At 63.6% G+C, this 19998-nt stretch carries 16 protein-coding genes and 1 tRNA gene; 8 read left to right on the top strand and 9 right to left on the bottom strand.

Annotated elements, in window-relative coordinates; genetic code table 11:
- Window positions 1–35 precede the first annotated feature (35 nt).
- A complete protein-coding gene (locus ACGYLC_RS07430; RefSeq protein ID WP_394422382.1) occupies window positions 36–1595 on the top strand; it encodes a divergent polysaccharide deacetylase family protein in 1560 nt (519 codons plus the stop codon).
- Window positions 1596–1619: 24 nt separating this feature from the next.
- On the opposite strand, the gene ACGYLC_RS07425 is transcribed toward ACGYLC_RS07430, so the two are convergent.
- From ACGYLC_RS07425 to fabI, 6 genes are read right to left on the bottom strand one after another with little or no spacing between them, the layout of a single operon-like run.
- Window positions 1620–2660, bottom strand: a complete 1041-nt coding sequence (locus ACGYLC_RS07425; protein ID WP_394402661.1) for a succinylglutamate desuccinylase/aspartoacylase family protein — start codon at window positions 2658–2660, stop codon at window positions 1620–1622.
- 2 nt (window positions 2661–2662) lie between these two features.
- Complete coding sequence (trpE, locus tag ACGYLC_RS07420) at window positions 2663–4174, bottom strand: anthranilate synthase component I (RefSeq protein WP_394422381.1); 1512 nt, start codon at window positions 4172–4174, stop codon at window positions 2663–2665.
- Window positions 4175–4186: 12 nt separating this feature from the next.
- A complete protein-coding gene (locus ACGYLC_RS07415) occupies window positions 4187–6031 on the bottom strand; it encodes a peptidyl-prolyl cis-trans isomerase (RefSeq protein ID WP_394422380.1) in 1845 nt (614 codons plus the stop codon).
- A gap of 30 nt (window positions 6032–6061) precedes the next feature.
- Entirely contained in the window at window positions 6062–7243 is a 1182-nt protein-coding gene (locus ACGYLC_RS07410; protein ID WP_394422378.1) for an aminotransferase, read from the bottom strand.
- Window positions 7244–7297: 54 nt separating this feature from the next.
- On the bottom strand, window positions 7298–7831 hold the full coding sequence (gpt, locus tag ACGYLC_RS07405; protein WP_067261592.1) for a xanthine phosphoribosyltransferase: 534 nt from the start codon (window positions 7829–7831) through the stop codon (window positions 7298–7300).
- Window positions 7832–7885: 54 nt separating this feature from the next.
- A complete protein-coding gene (gene fabI, locus ACGYLC_RS07400) occupies window positions 7886–8692 on the bottom strand; it encodes an enoyl-ACP reductase FabI (RefSeq protein WP_067261594.1) in 807 nt (268 codons plus the stop codon).
- A gap of 248 nt (window positions 8693–8940) precedes the next feature.
- Here fabI and pdxH point away from each other — a divergent pair, with 248 nt between their 5' ends.
- The 6 genes from pdxH (at window position 8941) to ACGYLC_RS07370 (ending at window position 15596) form a co-directional block, all read left to right on the top strand.
- On the top strand, window positions 8941–9546 hold the full coding sequence (gene pdxH, locus ACGYLC_RS07395) for a pyridoxamine 5'-phosphate oxidase (protein WP_394422377.1): 606 nt from the start codon (window positions 8941–8943) through the stop codon (window positions 9544–9546).
- 19 nt (window positions 9547–9565) lie between these two features.
- On the top strand, window positions 9566–10111 hold the full coding sequence (locus ACGYLC_RS07390; RefSeq protein WP_394402669.1) for a cold shock domain-containing protein: 546 nt from the start codon (window positions 9566–9568) through the stop codon (window positions 10109–10111).
- 23 nt (window positions 10112–10134) lie between these two features.
- Window positions 10135–10593, top strand: coding sequence for a DUF192 domain-containing protein (locus ACGYLC_RS07385; protein ID WP_394402701.1), 459 nt, complete (start codon window positions 10135–10137; stop codon window positions 10591–10593).
- Window positions 10594–10670: 77 nt separating this feature from the next.
- Window positions 10671–10747: transfer RNA gene (locus ACGYLC_RS07380), tRNA-Pro, on the top strand.
- A 696-nt stretch (window positions 10748–11443) separates the two neighbouring features.
- A complete protein-coding gene (locus tag ACGYLC_RS07375; protein WP_394422375.1) occupies window positions 11444–15079 on the top strand; it encodes a vitamin B12-dependent ribonucleotide reductase in 3636 nt (1211 codons plus the stop codon).
- 178 nt (window positions 15080–15257) lie between these two features.
- Complete coding sequence (locus tag ACGYLC_RS07370) at window positions 15258–15596, top strand: hypothetical protein (RefSeq protein WP_394402671.1); 339 nt, start codon at window positions 15258–15260, stop codon at window positions 15594–15596.
- 6 nt (window positions 15597–15602) lie between these two features.
- Here the strand turns inward: ACGYLC_RS07370 and ACGYLC_RS07365 are convergent, their stop codons facing one another.
- Both ACGYLC_RS07365 and ACGYLC_RS07360 read right to left on the bottom strand, forming a co-directional pair.
- The gene (locus ACGYLC_RS07365) at window positions 15603–16313 is read right to left on the bottom strand and encodes an endonuclease/exonuclease/phosphatase family protein (protein WP_394402672.1); all 711 of its coding nucleotides are present in this window, start codon (window positions 16311–16313) and stop codon (window positions 15603–15605) included.
- Complete coding sequence (locus ACGYLC_RS07360) at window positions 16310–17680, bottom strand: phosphatidylserine/phosphatidylglycerophosphate/cardiolipin synthase family protein (protein WP_394422373.1); 1371 nt, start codon at window positions 17678–17680, stop codon at window positions 16310–16312. Before ACGYLC_RS07360 ends, ACGYLC_RS07365 begins: the two co-directional genes overlap by 4 nt.
- A gap of 447 nt (window positions 17681–18127) precedes the next feature.
- On the opposite strand from ACGYLC_RS07360, the gene ACGYLC_RS07355 reads away from it, so the two are divergent.
- Window positions 18128–18727 (top strand): outer membrane protein, encoded by a 600-nt coding sequence (locus tag ACGYLC_RS07355; RefSeq protein WP_394402675.1) that lies wholly within the window; start codon window positions 18128–18130, stop codon window positions 18725–18727.
- Between the two features lie 66 nt (window positions 18728–18793).
- Here the strand turns inward: ACGYLC_RS07355 and ACGYLC_RS07350 are convergent, their stop codons facing one another.
- The gene (locus tag ACGYLC_RS07350; RefSeq protein ID WP_394422371.1) at window positions 18794–19975 is read right to left on the bottom strand and encodes a pyridoxal phosphate-dependent aminotransferase; all 1182 of its coding nucleotides are present in this window, start codon (window positions 19973–19975) and stop codon (window positions 18794–18796) included.
- Window positions 19976–19998: the final 23 nt, after the last annotated feature.

Here is a 19998-nt window from a genome sequence, read left to right as displayed (position 1 = left end):
TTCTGGCCATGGCGCAGACAGCAGGAGTAGCGCAGATGGCACGCGGAGTTCTGAGCGGGCTGATTTGGGGCGGTGTGGCAAGCATCGGTGTGGCCGGTGCGGTGTCGCTGATGATGCCTTTGCCGCTGCCGCCGCAGGTGGGCGATGCGCCCGGATCCGGCCCCGCCCCGGCGCGGATCAATGTGACGGACGCAGGCGAGCGGGCGCGCAGCCGCGATAGCGCGCCGGTGTTGAACGCCCCCGCACCGCGCGCGGATGTGCCGCAGCAAGACAGCCTTGCCGCGCTCGACCCCGACACACAAACCTCGGCCAGCCTGCCGGAGACCGGGGGTGCCGAGGGGCTCAACACCCCCGCAGCTCCCGAGGGGCAGACGCCGATGTCGCCCGGCGCGGAAGAGCCTGTGCTGCCCAATCCGCAGGCCGCAGCGCCGGATGCCCCGCCTGCGGCGGATGAGCTTTCGATCAGCACCGAACCCGCGCAGCCGCCCGCGCCGGATGTGGCGAATATCGAAGGAGCCTTTGATGCGCCTGAGGGCATGGCCGCACCGGAGGTCGAAGAGGAAGAGGCGATCACCCTGCCAGCGGAGGAGGTCGTGATCGAAGAGCCGGAGGCTGAAGCCGGTGCGCTTGAAGACCTGCCTCGCGCTGAGGCGGAGGCCGCTGAAGCTGACCTGGCATCCCCGGCCCCTGAACCGGAGGCCACGGAAGCGGAGAGCCCCGCGCCGCCGGAAGAGGCGGAAGTTGCCGAAGCCACTCCAGAGCCTGCTGAAACAGAAACCGACAGCCGCCCGGCCATCGGCACACCTGCGACCAGCCTGTCCGATCGGGCCACGGGCGTCGTGATCAACCGCCCGGGCGCAGAGGTGGTGGCAGAGCCCGCTGAAGCTGACGAAATCGTGAATGAAGACCCGCGCCCTGTGGTGGTCAACAGCCGCGCCGTTGACCTGCCCGAGGGCAAGCCGCTGATGAGCGTGGTGCTGATTGACGATGGCACCTCGGTCACCGCAGGCAGCGCCGGGTTGGCCGCGTTGCGCAGCTTTCCCTATCCGCTGAGTTTCGCCGTAGATAGCACCCTGCCGGATGCCGCCGCGCGGGTGGCAACCTACCGCGAGGCCGGGTTCGAGGTTTTGGCCATGGTTGACCTGCCGCAGGGCGCGCAGCCCCGCGACGCCGAGACCACATTCGCCGCCACGCTCGACCAGATCGGCCCGGTGGTAGGGGTGTTGGAAGGCACCGAAAGCGGCTTTCAGGGCAGCCGCGCGCTGGCCGATCAGGTGACCGATATCCTCGCGCAATCCGGCCACGGGCTGATCACGCAGGACAAGGGGTTAAACACCATGCCCAAACTGGCGCGCAAGGCGGGTGTGCCCGCCGATCCGGTGTTTCGCGATTTCGACAGCAAGGATCAGTCGGCGCGGGTGATCCGGCGTTTTCTGGATCAAGCGGCCTTCAGAGCAGGGCAGGAGGGCGCGGTGATCATGCTGGGCCGCCTGCGCCCCGATACCGTCTCCGCCCTGTTGCTCTGGGGCTTGCAGGACCGCGCGAGCGATGTGGCTTTGGTCCCGATCTCGGCGGTGCTGCTGCGCGAGGAGTGACCCCGCGCAAAGCGCGCTTTGGCGCTAGATGATCTCGTCTTCGTCGAAGAGCGGGTCTTCTTCCAACTGACTGGCAAGTTCGTCCACCGTCGCCTCCGCCGCGCGGGGGCTGAGTTTGGCAAGATGAAAGATCGCATCGCCTTCGTTGACGATGGGCAGCATCGCCCGCCCGATGAGGATGCCGGGCGCATCGGCCAGAAGCTCGGCCTCCTCCTTGCCGAAAGGGTCCGAGACGATGGCCAGAAGATCGCCTGCGGCGACGGTTTCCCCCTCAGCCCGGAAGGTGCGCAACAGCCCGCCTGCCGGGGCGCGCAGCCAATGGGAAGCGGTGCAGATATAGGGCGCGCTGCGGGCGCGGGCGATGCCCTTGGCAGGCAGCATGTCTTGGCCGCGCATCACCCGCAGAATGCCCGCCAGACCCGCCCGCACGGCCATCTCGTCAAAGCGGAGCCCTTCGCCCGCCTCATACAGCAGGATCGGCGTGCCTTGTTTCGCGGCGACCGCGCGCAGCGATCCATCGCGCAACGGGGAGGTCAGCACCACCGGCGCGCCGAAATCCAGCGCCATTTTCTGGGTCACCTTATCCGCCGGAGAGACGCGCACCTGCGGCAGGTTGGTGCGGTGGATCGCCGCCGAATGCAGATCAATGCCGAAGTCGCAGCGCAACACCACCTCCTGCAGAAAGATATGCGCGAGCCGCGCGCCGAGGCTGCCGGTAGGCGAGCCAGGGAAACAGCGGTTCAGATCGCGCCGGTCAGGCAGGTAGCGCGAGCGGTTGAGGAAACCGAAGGAATTGACCACCGGCACCACGATCAGCGTCCCGCGCAATGCGCTGAGGTGGGGGGCGCGCAGCAAGCGGCGCGTGATCTCAACGCCAATCACCTCATCGCCATGGACCGCCGCCGAGACGAACATCGTCGGCCCGGGCCGTTTGCCGTGGAAGATTTCCAGCGACAGATGCACCGGCGTGTGATCGGGTAGGATCGAGACGGGCAGATCGACGGCAAGGCTGCTGCCGGGGGCGACGGAATGCCCCGCGATCTGGAAGGGCGCGCGGGGGGCCATGGTCAGCCGTTGCCCTTGCCGCCGAAACGCGACGCATCCGCAGCCGCGCGGCGGATCGCGCCGGATTTGTGAACCGTCTCCATGAACTCGGCTTCGGGGTCGCTGTCATAGACCACGCCGCCGCCTGCTTGGATGTAGAGCGTTTCGTCCTTCACCACGGCGGTGCGCAGGGCGATGCACATGTCCATGTCGCCACCCGCGCTGAAATAGCCCACGCCGCCGCCATAGACGCCGCGTTTCTCGGGCTCCAACTCGTCGATGATCTCCATCGCGCGGACTTTCGGCGCGCCCGAGACGGTGCCCGCGGGCATCCCGGCAAAGAAGGCATCGAGCGCGTCTTTGCCCTCTTTCAATTCGCCCACCACGTTGGAGACGATGTGCATGACGTGGCTGTAACGCTCGACGATGAACTCCTCCGTCGGGCGCACGCTGCCAATCTTGGCGACCCGGCCCACGTCGTTGCGGCCGAGATCGAGCAGCATGAGGTGCTCGGCCAATTCTTTGGGGTCGCTGAGCAAATCGGCTTCCAACGCGCGGTCCTCTTCCGGGGTGGCGCCGCGCTTGCGGGTGCCTGCGATGGGGCGGATGGTCACTTCGTTGCCGAAAACCCGGACGAGGATCTCGGGGCTGGCGCCCACCACATGGAAGCCGCCGAAGTTGAAGTAGAACATGAAGGGCGAGGGATTGGTGCGCCGCAGGCTGCGGTAGAGCGCGAAGGGCGGTTGGGTGAACCCTTGTGCCCACCGCTGGCTTGGCACCACCTGAAAGATATCGCCCGCCTTGATATAGTCGCGCGCCTTTTCCACGGCGGATTTATAGCCCTCGCGGGTGAAATTGCTGACCGGCTCCGGCGCGTCTTCCGCCTCTCCCAAATCGCGGGAGGTCTGCGGCATGGCGCGTTCCAGATCGCGCACGGCGTCCATCACCCGCTCGGCGGCTTGGGCATAGGCCGCGCGGGCGGTTTGGCCCTCGGACACCCAAGCGGGGGAGACGATGGTCACCTCGCCTTTGACCCCGTCGAGGACCGCGACGACCGAAGGGCGTACCATCACGGCGTCGGGCAGGCCCAGAGGGTCGGGGTTCACATTGGGCAGATGCTCGACCAGCCGGATCATGTCATAGCCGAGGTAGCCGAAAAGCCCGGCGGCGGCTTGCGGCAGATCGTCGGGCAGGGTGGTGCGCGATTCCGCGATCACGTCGCGCAGACGGTCAAGCGGGTCGCCGGGCATATCCACGAAGGCGTCGGCATCATAGCGCGCCGCACGGTTCAGGGCGGAGGTCTTGCCCCGGCAGCGCCAGATCAAGTCGGGCTTCATGCCGATGATCGAATACCGCCCGCGCACATCCCCGCCGGTGACGGATTCAAGCACAAAGGCATTCTCCGCCGCGCCGGTGAGTTTCAGCATCAAGGACACGGGCGTGTCGAGATCGGCGGCAAGGCGGGTGTAGACGATCTGGTTTTCGCCCGCCTCATAGGCGCGGGCGAAACTATCGAAATCCGGGGTCAGGGCCATCAAATTTGCCTATCAGGGAAAGTTCACATGCACGGCATTGATCGCGCGCTGGTCAATCTGGGGATCGGCGTCGCGCATGACGGCATTGCTGTAGATATCGAAAAGACCTTGGGCCAGCGCCTGATCCAACTGCTGCGACAAGCGGTCCATCAGCGCTTGGGTCTGGTCGTCTTCGCCCGCCGGTGTCACGGCATCGAGGCGCAGAACCACGACGCTATCGCCTGCGGGCAGAACGGCCACACCGCCTTCGGCGAGGTCAAAGACCTGATCCATGAAGTTGCCCGGCGTGCCGTCTACATAGGAGCTGCGGGTCATGCCTTCGCCAAGCTGCGGCGTGAGACCGGCGGTCTCGAACCCTCCTTCGTCGGCCAGCGTCTCGGTCAGGCTCTCGGCCTTCTCGGTCAGCGCCTCGACGATCTGGGCGTCGCGCCATGCGGCTTCGACCGCGTCGCGGGCCGCTTCGAAAGGTTCGGGGCGCGCGTCCTTGGTTTCATCCAGACGCATGGCAAAGATGCCGCCGTCTTCCAGCTGGTCGATCTGCGGGAAGTCATTCGCGCTCAGCCCCGCTGCGGCCTCGCGGAAGGCGCCATAGGCGGCGATGCTCTCGCTGCTGTCTTGGGTCCAGTCGATGGTGCCGAGGCGCATCTTGGTCTCTTGGGCCAAGTCTTCGAGCGTGGCCCCCCCGGCAAGCTGGTCGTCAATCTCCTGCGCGCGGGCTTCGACGGCGCGGGTGGCGCGGGAGATGGCGAGGGTCTCTTCCAGCACGTCACGGGCCTCTTCGAACGGCACATGCTGCGCGGGGAGGATGGCGTTCACGCGAAACAGGGCCGGCCCAAGCGTGCTGGGCAGCGGGCCTACGATGTCACCGCTTTCGGCGGCAAAGACGGCATCGCCTGCGGCATCGAGGTCGGATTTCGCAACATCGCCGAGATCGACATCCGCCAGAGCCAAGCCGCGCTCTTCAACCAGCGCTTCGAAAGTTGTGCCGTCGACCTCAAGCGCCGCGGCGGCGCGGTCTGCGGCCTCCTGATCGGCAAAGACCAGACGTTCCACCAAACGCCGCTCGGGCTGGTCGTATTCGTCGCTGCGGGCGTCATATTCGGCGCGCAGTTCTTCTTCGGGCACTTCGACTTCGTCCAGCAGGTCTTCGGGCGCGAGCCAAGCGTAGGTGATGCTTTTGCTGGCGGGCAACATGAAATCATCGGTGTTGGCGTCGTAATAGGCGCGCAATTCGTCTTCGCTGGGGGCGGGCAGGGGCGCGTCGAGGTCATCCTCGCTCAGCCGGGCCCAAGTGAAGCTGCGCTCTTCGGCGACGTAGTCGACCAGCGTGCGGGCATAGGTGTCGGGCATGGAGACGCCGCCCAGAATGGCGCGTTGCAGCAGACCACGCGCGGCTTCTTCGCGGATCGAGCGCTCGAACTCGGCCTCGCTCATCCCGCTTTGCTGGAGGGCAAAGCGATAGCCTTCGCGGTCAAAGTTACCGTCGATCCCTTGAAAGGCCGAGATCGCCACGATCTCATCGCGCAGGGTGGCGTCCCCGATGGAGATGCCCATCTGGTCGGCTTCGTGATCCAGCGCTCGGTTGCGCACGATCCGTTGCAGCACGGCGCGGTCCAGCCCCATCTCTTGGGCGCGGGCAAAGGGCAGGCTCTCACCGGTCTGCGCTTCGATCGCGCGGATCTCCTGCTGCAATTGGCGGGCGTATTGATCGACCGAGATCGACTTGTCGCCCACCGTGCCGATGCTGCGCAGATTGCCGCTGAGATTGATCGCGCCAAAGCCGCCCAGACCCAGGATCAGAAGGGCCATCAAGGCCCAGACGGCGGTTTTCGAAAAGCTGAAGCCCTTTTTGGCCATGACACGGTCCCTCGTTGATTTCGGACCTGTCTATGCGTTGCGTGGCAGGGCTGCAAGCCTGTCGAAAAGCACCTTCAGACCGGCGGCGTCGAGGTTGGCAAAGGCGATGCGCAGCTGGCTTTCACCGCGCGCGTCGCCCTCGGGTTGGAACATCGTGCCGGGCAGGCAGAGCACGCCCGCGTCGCGTACCAGATCGCGCGCCAGATCGGCCGAAGAGACCTCGAAGGGATGGCGCATATAGGCGAAATAGCCGCCCAGACCCAGAAGCTCCCAGCCCTGTGGTTCGAGCGTGGGCATCAGGTCGGCGATGGCGGCGCGGCGCGACAGGATTTCCTCGCGCTCCTCGGCCAACCATGCGCTGAGGTTCTGCATCCCCCAAAGCGCGCCGTGCTGGCCGATCTGCGCGGGGCAGATCGCGACGGTGTCGAGGAACTTCTCGACCTCGGCGAGCCGTGCGCGGCTGGCGATCAGCGCGCCGACGCGGTGGCCGGTGAGGCGGTAGGCCTTGGAGAATGAATAGAGATGGATGAGGGTGTCATGCCAGTCGGGGTCGCGGAACAGCGCATGCGGCGCGCCGGGACGGCTGTGGAAGTCGCGGTAGGTCTCGTCGAGAATGAGGGCGATGCCGTGGCGGCGGGCAAGCTCGAAGAATTCCTGTACGAGGGCGGCTGGATATTCCACCCCACCGGGGTTGTTGGGCGTGACCAGCGCGATGGCCCGGGTGCGCGGGGTGATGGAAGCGGCGGCTTTCTCGGGGTCGGGCAGCATGTCGGCCTCGACCGGCAGCGGCACCGCTTTGACGCCGCTCATGTCGAGCCACATCTTGTGATTGAAGTACCACGGCGTCGGGATGATGACCTCGTCACCCTCGCCACAGAGCGTAGCGATGGCGGCGGCGAAAGCCTGATTGCAGCCGGAGGTGATGCAGACCTGTTCGTCGGTCACCACGCCCGCGTATTTCTCGGCCGTCTGTCGCGCCAGTTCGGCGCGCAACTCCGGCAGGCCCAGCACCGGCCCGTAGAGATGCGCCTCGTCATTGCTCAGCGTGACATCGGCCATCGCCCGGCGCAGCCCCTCGGGGGGCGGATCGACCGGCGCGGCCTGGCTCACGTTGATCAGCGGGCGGTCGGGCGGGAAGTCGACGCCGTCGAGCCAGCGCCGCGCCTCCATCACCGGGGGGAAGAACGTGGTGGCGGTGCGCGAAAGCGTCATTGGGGCTCCGGGATGAGAGGTCGGATAAGTATTTAGGGCCAGAAAGAGGGAGGCTCAGTCCTTGCCGCGGTAAGGTTCGACATATTGCAGGGCCATGTCCCACGGGAAGAAGATCCATGTGTCCTGGCTCACGCCGGTGATGAAGGTATCGACCTGCGGCTCGCCCTCGGGCTTGGCATAGACGGTGGCGAAATGGGCCTGCGGGTAAAGCTCGCGGACCAGTTCGATGGTCTTGCCGCTGTCGACGAGGTCATCGACGATCAGGATGCCGGTGCCGTCGCCCATCATCTCGGCATCGGGGGATTTCAGCACCTTCGCCTCGCGGCGCTGATCGGCGGCGCCGCCGCCCGAGTGGTAGGACATGACCGAGATCGTGTCGACGGTGCGGATGTCGAGCTCGCGCGCGACGATCATCGCGGGCGCCATGCCACCGCGGGTGATCGCCACCACCGCACGCCAGGCGCCATCGTCGGGGCCCAGACCATCGAGCCGCCAGGCCAGCGCGCGGCTGTCGCGGTGGATCTGATCCCAGGAGATGTGGAAGCCCTTTTCATGGGGCAGGCGCGAGGCATCCTTGGATTTGGTCATGGTGGTCCTTTGCAGCAACTGGCGCGGGCACCCGCGCGAATTCATTTGGGCGGCTTATTCCTTGGACATGTCGGGCGCGTCAACCGCCTTCATGCCGACGACGTGATAGCCCGCGTCCACATGCAGGTTCTCGCCCGTGGTGCCGCTGCCGAGATCCGACAGCAAAAACAGCGCGGCCTTGCCCACGTCCTCGGTGGTCACGTTGCGGCGTAAGGGCGAGTTATACTCGTTCCATTTCATGATGTAGCGGAAGTCGCCGATGCCCGAGGCGGCCAGCGTCTTGATCGGCCCGGCCGAGATCGCGTTGACGCGGATGCCGTCCTTGCCGAGGTCTTCGGCGAGGTATTTTACGCTCGCCTCAAGTGCGGCCTTGGCCACACCCATGACGTTATAATGCGGCATCACCTTCTCGGCGCCGTAGTATGTCAGCGTCAGCGCGCTGGCGCCGGGCGACATCATCTTCTCGGCGCGTTGCATCACCGCGGTGAAGGAATAGACCGAGATGTCCATCGACATGGCGAAATTGCCGCGGCTGGTGTCGACATAGCGCCCGCGCAGTTCGCCCTTGTCGGAAAAGCCAATGGCGTGAACGATGAAATCGAGCTCACCCCAACGCTCTTTCAGGCTCTCAAAGAGTGCGTCAATGGATGCCTCATCGCCCACATCGCAGGGCAGGACGATATCGCTGCCAAGCTGCTCGGCCAACGGGCCTACGCGTTTCTTCAGCGCTTCGCCTTGGTAGGAAAAAGCAAGCTCCGCCCCCGCGTCGGCCAGCGCTTTGGCCACGCCCCACGCGATGGATTTGTCATTCGCCAGCCCCATGATGAGCCCGCGCTTGCCCTGCATCAGTTCGTTTCCCATTCCGCCGCCTTGTCTATGTTCTTGTCTATGTTCCGTTGAGGTTGTCTTGGTCTAGGCGATTGCAACGCTACCATCAAGACTGCACTGGCGCCTTACCCCTCGGGATCTGGCATTAGATCGGCGGCTAACTGTCGGAAATCGGGTGAGGTTGTCCTTTGAGTTGCCGGTTGTTAACAAATGCCATACCGAAGAGATCGGACCCCGGCGTAGAACCGGTGACAGGCAAAGCACTCTGAAGGAGATGCCGAATGGAAACGCGGACTGGTATTTTTGCAGGGGATGATCCCTTTGCAATTGCGCAGCGTTGGCTTTCCGAAGCAGAGGCGACTGAGCTTAACGATCCCAACGCCATCGCGCTCAGCACGGTAGATTCGCAAGGGCTGCCCAACGCCCGCATGGTGCTGCTGAAAGAGATCGAGCCAGAGGCTTTTGTCTTTTATACCAATTACGAAAGCCAGAAGGCGCAGGAACTGGACCGCGCGGGCAAGGCGGCTTTTGTCATGCATTGGAAATCGCTGCGCCGCCAACTGCGGGTGCGCGGTTTGATCAGCCGGGAGGACGGGCCGCAGGCCGATGCCTATTACGCCTCGCGCTCGCTCAAAAGCCGTCTGGGGGCTTGGGCCTCGCGCCAGTCGCAGCCGCTTTCGGGCCGCGCTGCGCTGATGGCCGAGGTGGCCAAGGTGACGGCGCAGAAGGGGGTGAACCCTGAGCGTCCGCCGTTCTGGGGCGGCTACCGGATCACCCCGCTGGAAATTGAATTCTGGGCCGATGGCGAGTTTCGCTTGCACGACCGTTTCCAGTGGCGGCGCGCAGATGTCGCGGCACCCTGGGCCGTGACCCGGCTCAACCCTTGATCTGACGGCGCGATACCCGATGAAAGATGTGTCAGAGACCCAATCGGAAACAGCAGCGATAGACGACCCTCTCGAAGGGGTGGTCAAATGGTTCGATCCGGTCAAGGGCTTCGGCTTTGTGGTCGCGGATGCGGGCGGGGCGGATATTCTGCTGCACGTCAATGTCCTGCGCAATTTCGGCCAAAGCTCTGTCGCGGATGGGGCGCGGGTGGCGGTGCGGGTGCAACAGACCGAGCGCGGCGCGCAGGCGGTCGAAGTGCTCTCTGTCGAGCCGCCTAGTGAACTGCCCGCCGCCGTGGTAGAATTCGCCGGTTTCGACCCCGAGCAACTGGCCTCGGCCCAATTTGAGCCCGCCCGCGTGAAATGGTTCGACAAGGCAAAGGGATTCGGGTTTGCAAATGTCTTTGGCTGCGCGGAAGATGTGTTTCTGCATATCGACGTGCTGCGCCAATCCGGACTTTGTGATTTGCAACCGGGCGAAGCACTTGCCATGCGTGTGATTGTTGGCGATCGGGGCCATCTGGCGGCGGAGGTAAGCTCATGGGACGCGGTGATAGACGGCTGAAGGTCGAGCGACTGGCAAGGCATATGGCAGGGGCGGCACTGGCTGGCTTGCTGCTGACCGGCGCGGCGGTGGCCGAGGTTTGCCGGGCGGATTCCGTGACGCTTCGCGGGGCGTGGGGCAAGGCCCGGTTCTCTGTCGAAGTCGCCGATGACACGGCGGAACGCGCCAAAGGGCTGATGCACCGCCGTTCACTACCACTGAGCGCGGGCATGCTCTTTATCTACGAAAGACCCCAGCCGCTGAATTTCTGGATGCGCAACACGTTGATCCCGCTGGATCTGCTGTTCATCGACGAAAGGGGCGTGGTTCAAAAAATCCACCACTCCGCCAAACCGCTGGACGAAACACCGATCCCGGGCGGCGACGATTTGCTGTCGGTGCTGGAGATCAACGGCGGCCTGTCGAAACGCCTTGGCATCACAGAAGGCAGCGAAATCCGCCATCCGGCCTTTGCCAGCAACACCCCGGCTTGGCCCTGCTAAAGACTTCGCGGATTTTCCCATTTTCAGGTCAATCGGGGCTTTTCAATTGGTGGGCTTATGGCTAAAGAAGCCCCAGTCGGAGCGTGGCGCAGCCTGGTAGCGCACCTGTTTTGGGTACAGGGGGTCGGAGGTTCGAATCCTCTCGCTCCGACCACTTTCTTCCAACGTTGATGATGTGGCGTTTCTCCTATTGGTTGAGGCGCGTCCGGCGATTGATCCGAATTCTGCACAAGATATGGTAGCTGCTGCCGCCGCATTGGCAGGTTTGCGCCTGCGCGCGCCAATATCGTGATGATTCTGCCGCGGTTCCAGGCGCTGGCGTCGGACAGGGGCGTTGGGCCGGGTGACCGTGACACAGAGTTCACCTCCGGCGGCCTGTCGCCCGGCGGGCGGTCTTGGGCTGTGGATGAATTAAACCATTTTTCCAAACACCTCCGCTAACCCGGCCCCGGCAATAGATTATTTCCAAGGCCGCCTGCCAGTCGGAGTTGCGGGTATCTCTGGGGATATCCTGAGACTGAATCACTAGGGTGTCGCGCGGGGCAAATCAGCGGCTTTCGGTCAACTGTCCGTCCTAAAATAATTCCGAAAAAAACCGTTGACCAAATAGTGCGATCTACGTCAGTTTGTGGGGGTCAAGTAAAGCGCCACAATATGTTGTGGTTAACGCGACAGGGCGCTTCGGCGGCGGGGACAGAGTATAGAACCAGCGTTTCAATCGGTTTCGGGCCGCTTGCGTCAGCAGGTGGCGCGGGGAAGCTTTGTTCAAACTGCCAGCACATCGGGGTGAGACGGCCTGCCGTGGGCATGTCGGCTTGGGATTTTAAGAGTTTGTAAAAGGGCAGCGACGATGAAGATTGAACGGAATTTCACCAAGGCCGGGCAGGATGCCTATGCGGATTTGGACTTTGTCACGACGGTGTCAGAGATCCGCAACCCTGACGGTTCGGTGGTCTTCAAGCTCGACAACGTCGAAGTTCCGAAATCCTGGAGCCAGGTCGCCAGCGACGTGATCGCGCAGAAGTATTTCCGCAAGGCGGGCGTGCCTAGCGAGACCCGCAAGGTCAAGGAAAAGGGCGTGCCCGAATTCCTGTGGCGCTCCGAGCCCACCGAGGGCGCCGAGATGGGCGGTGAGACCTCCTCCAAGCAGGTTTTCGACCGTCTGGCGGGCGCTTGGGCCTATTGGGGCTGGAAAGGCGGCTACTTCAGCACCGAAGAGGACGCCCGCGCCTATTACGACGAGATGCGCCACATGCTGGCCAGCCAGCGCGCGGCCCCGAACAGCCCGCAATGGTTCAACACCGGGTTGCACTGGGCTTACGGCATCGACGGCCCGGCGCAGGGGCATTACTACGTCGACTACAAGACCGGCAAGCTGACACGGTCAAAGTCCTCCTATGAGCACCCGCAGCCGCATGCCTGCTTCATCCAGTCCGTCGGTGACGATCTGGTGGGCGATGGCGGCATCATGGATCTCTGGGTCCGCGAGGCGCGTCTGTTCAAATACGGCTCGGGCACGGGCACCAACTTTTCATCGCTCCGCGGAGAGGGCGAGAAGCTGTCGGGCGGCGGCAAGTCGTCGGGTTTGATGGGTTTTCTCAAGATCGGCGATCGTGCAGCCGGCGCCATCAAATCCGGCGGCACCACCCGCCGCGCGGCGAAGATGGTGATCGTCGACGCCGACCACCCCGATATCGAGGATTTCATCAACTGGAAGGTGCTCGAAGAGCAGAAGGTGGCCTCCATCGTCGCCGGCTCCAAGATGCACGAGCAGAAGCTGAACCTCCTGTTCGACGCGATCAAGGCCTGGGACGGCGCCGAGGCGGATGCCTATGACCCGGCCAAGAACGCGGCGCTGAAACAGGCGATCCGCGAGGCCAAGAAAGTCGCGATCCCCGAAACTTACGTCAAACGCGTGCTGGATTATGCCAAGCAGGGCCATACCGGGATCGAGTTTCCGACCTACGACACCGACTGGGATAGCGAGGCATACAACTCGGTCTCCGGCCAGAACTCCAACAATTCGATCCGCGTGACCAACGCCTTTTTGAAGGCCGTGGAGAAAGACGCCGACTGGGAGTTGATCAGCCGCACCGAGAATCGGGTGACCAAGACGATCCGCGCCCGTGACCTCTGGGATCAGGTCGGCCATGCCGCATGGGCCTGCGCCGATCCGGGCATCCAGTACCACGACACCGTAAACGACTGGCACACCTGCCCCGAGGACGGCGCGATCCGCGGCTCGAACCCCTGTTCGGAGTACATGTTCCTCGACGACACGGCCTGCAACCTCGCCTCGATGAACCTGCTGACCTTCCTCAAGGATGGTGTCTTTCAGGTCGAGGACTATATGCACGCCGCGCGGCTCTGGACCGTGACGCTCGAGATCAGCGTGATGATGGCGCAATTCCCCTCCAAGGAAATCGCGCAGCGGTCTTATGACTTCCGCACACTGGGTCTGGGCTATGCCAATATCGGCGGCTTGCTGATGAACATGGGCTATTCCTATGACAGCGACGAGGGCCGCGCTTTGGGCGGTGCCCTGACCGCAATCATGACCGGCGTCTCCTATGCCACCTCCGCCGAGATGGCGGGCGAATTGGGCGCCTTCCCGGGCTATGCCAAGAACGCCGAGCATATGCTACGGGTCATCCGCAACCACCGCACGGCGGCCTATGGTAAGGCCGACGGCTATGAGCAGCTTTCGGTCAAACCGGTGCCGCTGGATCACGTCAACTGCCCGCAGGCAGGGCTGGTCGACATCGCCAAATCCTGCTGGGACGAGGCGCTGAAACTGGGCGAAGCCCACGGCTACCGCAACGCGCAGACCTCCGTCATCGCGCCCACCGGCACCATCGGTCTGGTGATGGACTGCGACACCACGGGGATCGAGCCTGACTTCGCGCTGGTGAAGTTCAAGAAGCTCGCCGGGGGCGGATATTTCAAGATCATCAACCAATCCGTGCCTGCCGCGCTGGAAAAGCTCGGCTACGGGTCGGCCCAAATCGAAGAGATCGTCAGCTATGCCGTGGGCCACGGCACGATCGGCAATGCGCCTGCGATCAACCACACCACGCTGGCGGGGCATGGCTTTGGCGCCAATGAACTGGCCAAGATCGACGCGGCGCTGAAACAGGCTTTCGACATTCGTTTCGTGTTCAACCAATGGACGCTGGGCGAGGCCTTCTGCACGCAAGTGCTGGGCATCCCGACGGAAAAGCTGAACGACCCGACCTTCGATCTGCTCCGCTCCCTCGGTTTCAGCAAGGCCGATATTGAGGCGGCCAATGACCACGTCTGCGGGACCATGACGCTAGAGGGCGCACCGCATCTGCGCGAGGCGCATTACGGCATCTTCGACTGCGCCAACCCCTGCGGCAAGAAGGGCAAGCGTTACCTTTCGGTGAACAGCCACATCCACATGATGGCAGCGGCGCAAAGCTTTATCTCAGGGGCGATCTCCAAGACGATCAACATGCCCAATGACGCGACGATCGAGGATTGCCAGAAGGCTTATGAACTCAGCTGGTCCTTGGGGATCAAGGCCAATGCGCTCTATCGCGACGGATCGAAACTGAGCCAGCCGCTGGCTGCCGCCCTCGTGGAAGACGACGAGGACGCCGCCGAGACGCTGGAAAGCGGCAACGCGCATGAGAAAGCCGCCGTGCTGGCCGAGAAGATCGTCGAGAAGGTGATCGTCAAAGAGATCATCAAGTCGCACCGCGAGAAGATGCCGCAGCGCCGCAAGGGATATACCCAGAAGGCCAACGTCGGCGGCCACAAGGTCTACTTGCGCACCGGCGAATACGAGGACGGCAAGCTGGGCGAGATCTTCATCGACATGCATAAGGAAGGCGCGGGCTTCCGGGCGATGATGAACAACTTCGCCATCGCGGTCTCGGTCGGTCTGCAATACGGCGTGCCGCTGGAGGAATTCGTCGATGCCTTTACCTTCACCAAGTTCGAGCCCGCGGGCATGGTGCAGGGCAACGACAGCATCAAACAGGCGACTTCGATCCTCGACTATGTGTTCCGTGAACTGGCGGTGAGCTACCTCGACCGTACCGATCTGGCGCATGTGAAGCCTGAGGGCGCGACCTTTGACGATCTGGGTCGGGGCGAGGAAGAGAACCTCTCGAACGTCAGCGAGTTGAGCGAGGGGGCCGCGAATAAGTCCTTGGAAGTGCTCAAGCAAATCAGCTCCACCGGCTATCTGCGCAACCGGCTGCCGCAAGAGTTGGTGGTGCTGCAAGGCGGGCAAAACGTCGAAGCAAGCTCTGCCTACGCGCCTCAAGTCAGCAATGGCGATGTGGCGGTCGTGGTGCCGCCCGCAGCGTCCGGCGCGGTCAGCCTCGATGCGCGGGCCAAGGCCAAGATGCAGGGATATGAGGGCGAAGCCTGCGGCGAATGCGGCAACTACACATTGGTCCGCAACGGCACCTGCATGAAGTGCAACACCTGCGGCGGCACCTCGGGTTGTAGTTGATGAGATGTGCCTCGAAAGGGGCGCGCAGGGGCAGGGCCGAGAGGCCCGCCCCGACGAGGCGGCCGGGGCGCCTTAGGCGTGGTTGCGCGAAAGGGTTAATCTTTGCGCTGCCATCCGGGTCGCGTTAACCAAAATTAAACCAGTCTCTCCCTATCAAGGTCATGAAAGGGAGAATTTGATGAAACGTCTTATTATATCGGGCTTTCTTGCCAGCACACTGGCGGGCTGTGTGGAGCCTCCGGCCTCACCGATGGAGGCTGCGGCGCGCAGAGCGGCGGCGGCAGAATTGACGGCGAAACAATGTGCGGGCTTTGCAGGCGGCTATGAAAGCGTGCGCAAGCTGCGGCATGATGCGAACCAAAACATCGCCACCGCGCGACGGCTTGGGGCGACGGATGCGACCATCGCCAAAGCGCGGGCGGATGTGCGCATGGCTTTCGATATGCAGGTCGCTTTCTCGACCCCGCAGCAGGCCTGCAACATGATGGTGGGCGAATTGGCTTGGGCCACGGGCTGAGGGCGCCTAGCGATGCGCCACGTCAAGCCAGATCGGCAAATGGTCCGAGGCGCGGCGGGTCTGGGGCGTTTCGACCACGCCGCCTTGGCGCACGGTAAGATGTTGATCCAAGGCGATGCGATCTAGAAAGGCCACGGGCATCCGCGCGTGATAGCTTTTGCCCGGCGCATGAATGGTGAACCGTTTCGCCAAACGCCCCAGCCCGACCTTTTGCGACCATTCGTTCAGATCGCCCGCAATCAAGGTCGGGCAGGCGGCACAGGCGTCGAGATGGGCGATCATGGCGCTCAACTGCTCCTTGCGCGACGGGCGCAGCAGGCCCAAATGCGAGGCGATCACGCGCAATTGGCGGGCACCGATATGCAGGTCTGCCACCATCGCGCCGCGCGGCTCCACCCCCGGCAGGGTCAGATGCGCCACCCGGTCGATCTTGGCCGAGGGCCGGACCAGAACGGCATTGCCATGCCAGCCGATGCTTACATCGCTCGGCGTGGGCACAGGGCGCAGGCCCGTCACTTTTTCGACCCGGTCGAGCGGCAGGGCCGAAGGGCGCGGGGCGCGGCGGCGGTCGGCCTCCTGCAGCACCACAACATCGGCATGCAGGCTGCGGATGATCCGCATGATCCGCTCGGGATCGCGGCGCCGGTCGGTGCCCATGGCCTTGCGGATGTTGTAGCTGACGATGCGCAGCGATTGCGGGGCGACGGCGGGGATCATAGTACGGGCGCTCCCAGACGAAACAGCCCTTCGGCCACTTTGCGGAACATCCCGCTGGGCGGTCTTTCCATGGCGCAATGCTCTGAGAGATGTTCGAACCAATCATGCAGCTTCGCGACCGAGCCCGCGTCATAGACAAAAAGCGTGACCTCGAAATTCAGCAACATGCTGCGCACGTCGAAATTGGCGGTGCCCACCAGCCCCATATCGTCGATGATCCCGGCTTTGGCATGGATCATCCCGGGCTGGTAATAGAGCACATGACCGCCTGCCTCATGCAGCTCGCGCAGATAGGCACCCCGCGCAAATTCCGCCAGCCGTTGGTTTGAGCGCTCAGGGACCAAGACCCGCACATCCACGCCGCGCCGGGCCGCTGTGGTCAAGGCAGCGCCAAGGGCTTCGGTCGGCACGAAATAGGGCGTCACCAGCCAAATCCGCGCCTCGGCCAGATGGATCGCGCGGATCAGCCCATCATGCAGCGGGTCTTCGGCGATATCGGGGCCGGAGGGCACGAGTTGCACCGTTGCCGTCCCGCCCGTATGGGCCGCGACCGAGGGGGCGGGGTCCAATGCCTCGCCGCTGGCCACGCTCCAGTCCGAGCGGAACACATCGCCGAAACTCTGTACCGCGCGTCCTTCGAGCAGAAAGGCCAGATCGGTCCAGCCGTCCTCCAGCGCCGTGGGTCCGAGGTAATGCGCGCCGATATTCATGCCGCCGGAAAAGACCCGCGCGTCATCGGCGATGATCATTTTGCGGTGGTTGCGCAGGTTCAGATGGCCTGAGCCCGGCAGTTGCAACAAAGGAGAGTAAAAGCGCACGTCGCCGCCCGCCTCGCGCAGATGGCGCAGAGCTGCGGAAGGGCCACGCAGGGTGCCCAAACGGTCCATCAGCAGCCGAACCTTCACGCCCGCCTTGGCGCGTTCGGTCAGCGCGTCGACAAAAATGCGCCCGGTTTCGTCATTGGCAACGATGTAGAAAAGCGCGTCAATCCGCTCCTCGGCCCCTTGGATCAGCGCCATCACCGCCTCATGCGCCGCGGTCGGATCGCCCAAGAGCCGCAGGTCTTGGCCATGGGCGGCGGCGGGCAGGCCGAAATACTGCATCGTCGCATCGAGCGTATGGACAGGGCGGGGCGGGGGGCCGCCGGTATCGCCTTTCAGAAAATGCACCGGCGTGTAGCGCGAGGATTGTTTGCGAAAGCCCAGCCCCAGAAATACCGGCACCGCGACCCAAGGCAGCACGATGATAAAGAGCAGCCATGCGGCAGTCGATTGCGGCGTGCGGCGTTGTTGCAAGATCACGATCGCCGCCAGCAGCGTCAGGATCACGATAATGACGACTTCCAGATGGGTGGTGATCCAAGACATGGGGTGGGGCTTGCTCCTTCTTACTGACAATACAAGCAGATAACGCGTTCGCGGGTGACAGCAAGCCTTTGGGTGGTTCCGCCCAAAAGGGGGGGGGTGAGGGGGATCGGTCCGTGCGTTTCGGGCGGATGTATGCACGCGCCGCTCTCATTCGATTTCGCATTCAAGGCGCGTTTCTCACTGCAATGAGGGCAAAGATGGCGCGGAATCTCTATTGCGGGCGTAACTAATTGACAAATCATAGTAAATCAATGGAAAGTGCCGGTCGATCAAACAGAAGACACATAACTTGAGCGGCACCGCGCCGAGGATATGTTGCAAATGTGCGACAATCAGCGCATCGCAATTCTGTGAAGTGAAAAAACTGAAACCCAACCTTACATCGGGCGTTGCGTGAGTGACCCTGCGGCGAGGATCGCGGGGTCACCTGTATTTAAGGAGCAGAACATGAAACGCACGACAACAATCGCCAGCATCGCCCTGATCGCATCCAGCGCTTTCGCGGGTGCCGCAGCAGCCGGTTCGCTGGAAGACACCACCGTTGAAGCACCGGTTTTCACTCCGGCGCCGACACCCGTGGCTGTTGATGGCGACTGGACAGGCTTCTACACCGGTCTTCAGGTTGGCCAGACCGACATCGACAGCGACAGCGGCGCCCTTGACGGTGACGATACCTCTTACGGTTTCCACGCCGGTTACGACTATGACTTCGGCAAATTCGTTCTCGGTGGCGAACTCGACTACGACAAGACCGACATCGATCTGGGCACATCCGGCGCGACAGCCGATTCCGTTGCACGCGCCAAGGTCAAAGCTGGCTACGACTTCGGCAACACACTGGTTTACGCGACCGCTGGTGCGGCCCGTGCCGACACCAGCGTTGGCGATGAAACCGGCCCCTTCGCCGGCCTGGGCGTCACCTATAAAGTGACTGATCGCTACACCGTCGGTGGCGAAGTGCTGCAGCACAAATTCGATGACGTAGGCGGCACAGGCGACGATCTGGACGCGACCACGATCTCCCTGCGCGGTTCCATGCGCTTCTGATCTGTCTTGGCGGGATGTCCCGCTTTGATGAAGGGCCGGCTTCCGAAAGGAGGCCGGTCTTTTTATTTACGCGGCGCGGCTCGCGCGCCCTTCGGCAAAGCGGCAGAGGTCGCGCAGGGCCGCCTCAAAGGCGCTGTCTTCGATCGTCATGGCCACGCGCACATGGCCCGCCGCCGCCGCGCCGAAACTCTCGCCCGGCATCACCGCGATATGCTGGTCTTCCAACAGGGCATCGGCAAATTCATTGCCGCTGAGACCGGTGTCGCGGACATCCAGCATCAGATACATCGCCCCCTGCGAGGGCACCGAGCGCACCACGTTTTGACCGCCCAAAACCCGCTGCGCCAGCGCGCGGCGGCGGGCGAAGGGGGCGCTGATTTTCTCTTCGAAAGCCGCGCCCTGGGCAAGGGCGTAGTCGCTCGCGTCCTGAATGAAGCCCGGCACGCCGTAGTTGGTATGAGTGGCAAGGTCGATCAGATCGCCGATGATGTCTTCGGGCCCAATGATCCAACCACAGCGGCTGCCGGTCATCGCGTGGGATTTCGACATGGAGCCGATGACCAGCGTTCTCTCCTCCATGCCCGGCAAGGCGCGGGGGCTGAGATGGGCGCCCTCCCAAATCTGCGTGTCATAGACCTCATCCGAGACGAGCCAGAGGTCGTGATCTTGGCAGACCTGCGCGATCTCTTCCAAGGTTTCGCGGCCATAGATCACGCCCGTCGGGTTGTTGGGCGTGTTGATCAACAGCGCCTTTGCGCCTTCGGCGGCTGCCGCCAGATCCGCACCGCGGGGCAGGAACCCGTGATCGGCACGTGCCGCGACCGCCACGGCCCGCGCCCCGGCGGCCCGCAGGGTGCCGGGGTAGGTGGCGTAATAGGGGTCGATGTACAGCGCCGCATCGCCGGGGTCGCAGACCGCCATGAATGCCGCGAAAAGCCCCGCTTGCCCGCCCGGGGTCACCACCACATTGTCCCGCGTCGTGCGCAGGCCGGTCCGCTCTTCGGCCCGCTTTGCAATCCGGTCGCGCAGGGCATCGGTGCCCGGCACGGCGGCATATCCGGTATGGCCGCCGAGGGCGCTGCGGTGCATTTCTTGCAGGATCGGGGCGGCGGTGCGGATGTCATGCTCGCCGATGGTCAGCTCGCTCACCGGCACCCCTGCCGCGATCATCGCGCGTGATTTGTGAAACACTTCCCAACCGTCGGACCCTCCGGCCAGAACCCCTTTGATGCGCGATGATCTATCCATGATGCCTCCGAAAATTTCCGCAC

Source organism: Sulfitobacter sp. 1A12157 (genome assembly GCF_043557345.1).
GTDB lineage: Bacteria > Pseudomonadota > Alphaproteobacteria > Rhodobacterales > Rhodobacteraceae > Sulfitobacter.
The sequence above is the reverse complement of the archived record's forward strand: the minus strand, read 5'-3'. Positions and strand labels throughout refer to the sequence as shown.

Coding starts and splice junctions, on each gene's coding strand:
- gpt (WP_067261592.1), bottom strand. CDS start 7,831: ATGACCAAATCCAAGGATGCCTCGCGCCTGCCCCATGAAAAGGGCTTC.
- fabI (WP_067261594.1), bottom strand. CDS start 8,692: ATGGGAAACGAACTGATGCAGGGCAAGCGCGGGCTCATCATGGGGCTG.
- ACGYLC_RS07430 (WP_394422382.1), top strand. CDS start 36: ATGGCACGCGGAGTTCTGAGCGGGCTGATTTGGGGCGGTGTGGCAAGC.
- ACGYLC_RS07355 (WP_394402675.1), top strand. CDS start 18,128: ATGAAACGCACGACAACAATCGCCAGCATCGCCCTGATCGCATCCAGC.
- trpE (WP_394422381.1), bottom strand. CDS start 4,174: ATGGCCCTGACCCCGGATTTCGATAGTTTCGCCCGCGCCTATGAGGCG.
- ACGYLC_RS07350 (WP_394422371.1), bottom strand. CDS start 19,975: ATGGATAGATCATCGCGCATCAAAGGGGTTCTGGCCGGAGGGTCCGAC.
- ACGYLC_RS07370 (WP_394402671.1), top strand. CDS start 15,258: ATGAAACGTCTTATTATATCGGGCTTTCTTGCCAGCACACTGGCGGGC.
- ACGYLC_RS07365 (WP_394402672.1), bottom strand. CDS start 16,313: ATGATCCCCGCCGTCGCCCCGCAATCGCTGCGCATCGTCAGCTACAAC.
- ACGYLC_RS07385 (WP_394402701.1), top strand. CDS start 10,135: ATGGCAGGGGCGGCACTGGCTGGCTTGCTGCTGACCGGCGCGGCGGTG.
- ACGYLC_RS07410 (WP_394422378.1), bottom strand. CDS start 7,243: ATGACGCTTTCGCGCACCGCCACCACGTTCTTCCCCCCGGTGATGGAG.
- ACGYLC_RS07425 (WP_394402661.1), bottom strand. CDS start 2,660: ATGGCCCCCCGCGCGCCCTTCCAGATCGCGGGGCATTCCGTCGCCCCC.
- ACGYLC_RS07375 (WP_394422375.1), top strand. CDS start 11,444: ATGAAGATTGAACGGAATTTCACCAAGGCCGGGCAGGATGCCTATGCG.
- ACGYLC_RS07415 (WP_394422380.1), bottom strand. CDS start 6,031: ATGGCCAAAAAGGGCTTCAGCTTTTCGAAAACCGCCGTCTGGGCCTTG.
- ACGYLC_RS07360 (WP_394422373.1), bottom strand. CDS start 17,680: ATGTCTTGGATCACCACCCATCTGGAAGTCGTCATTATCGTGATCCTG.
- pdxH (WP_394422377.1), top strand. CDS start 8,941: ATGGAAACGCGGACTGGTATTTTTGCAGGGGATGATCCCTTTGCAATT.
- ACGYLC_RS07390 (WP_394402669.1), top strand. CDS start 9,566: ATGAAAGATGTGTCAGAGACCCAATCGGAAACAGCAGCGATAGACGAC.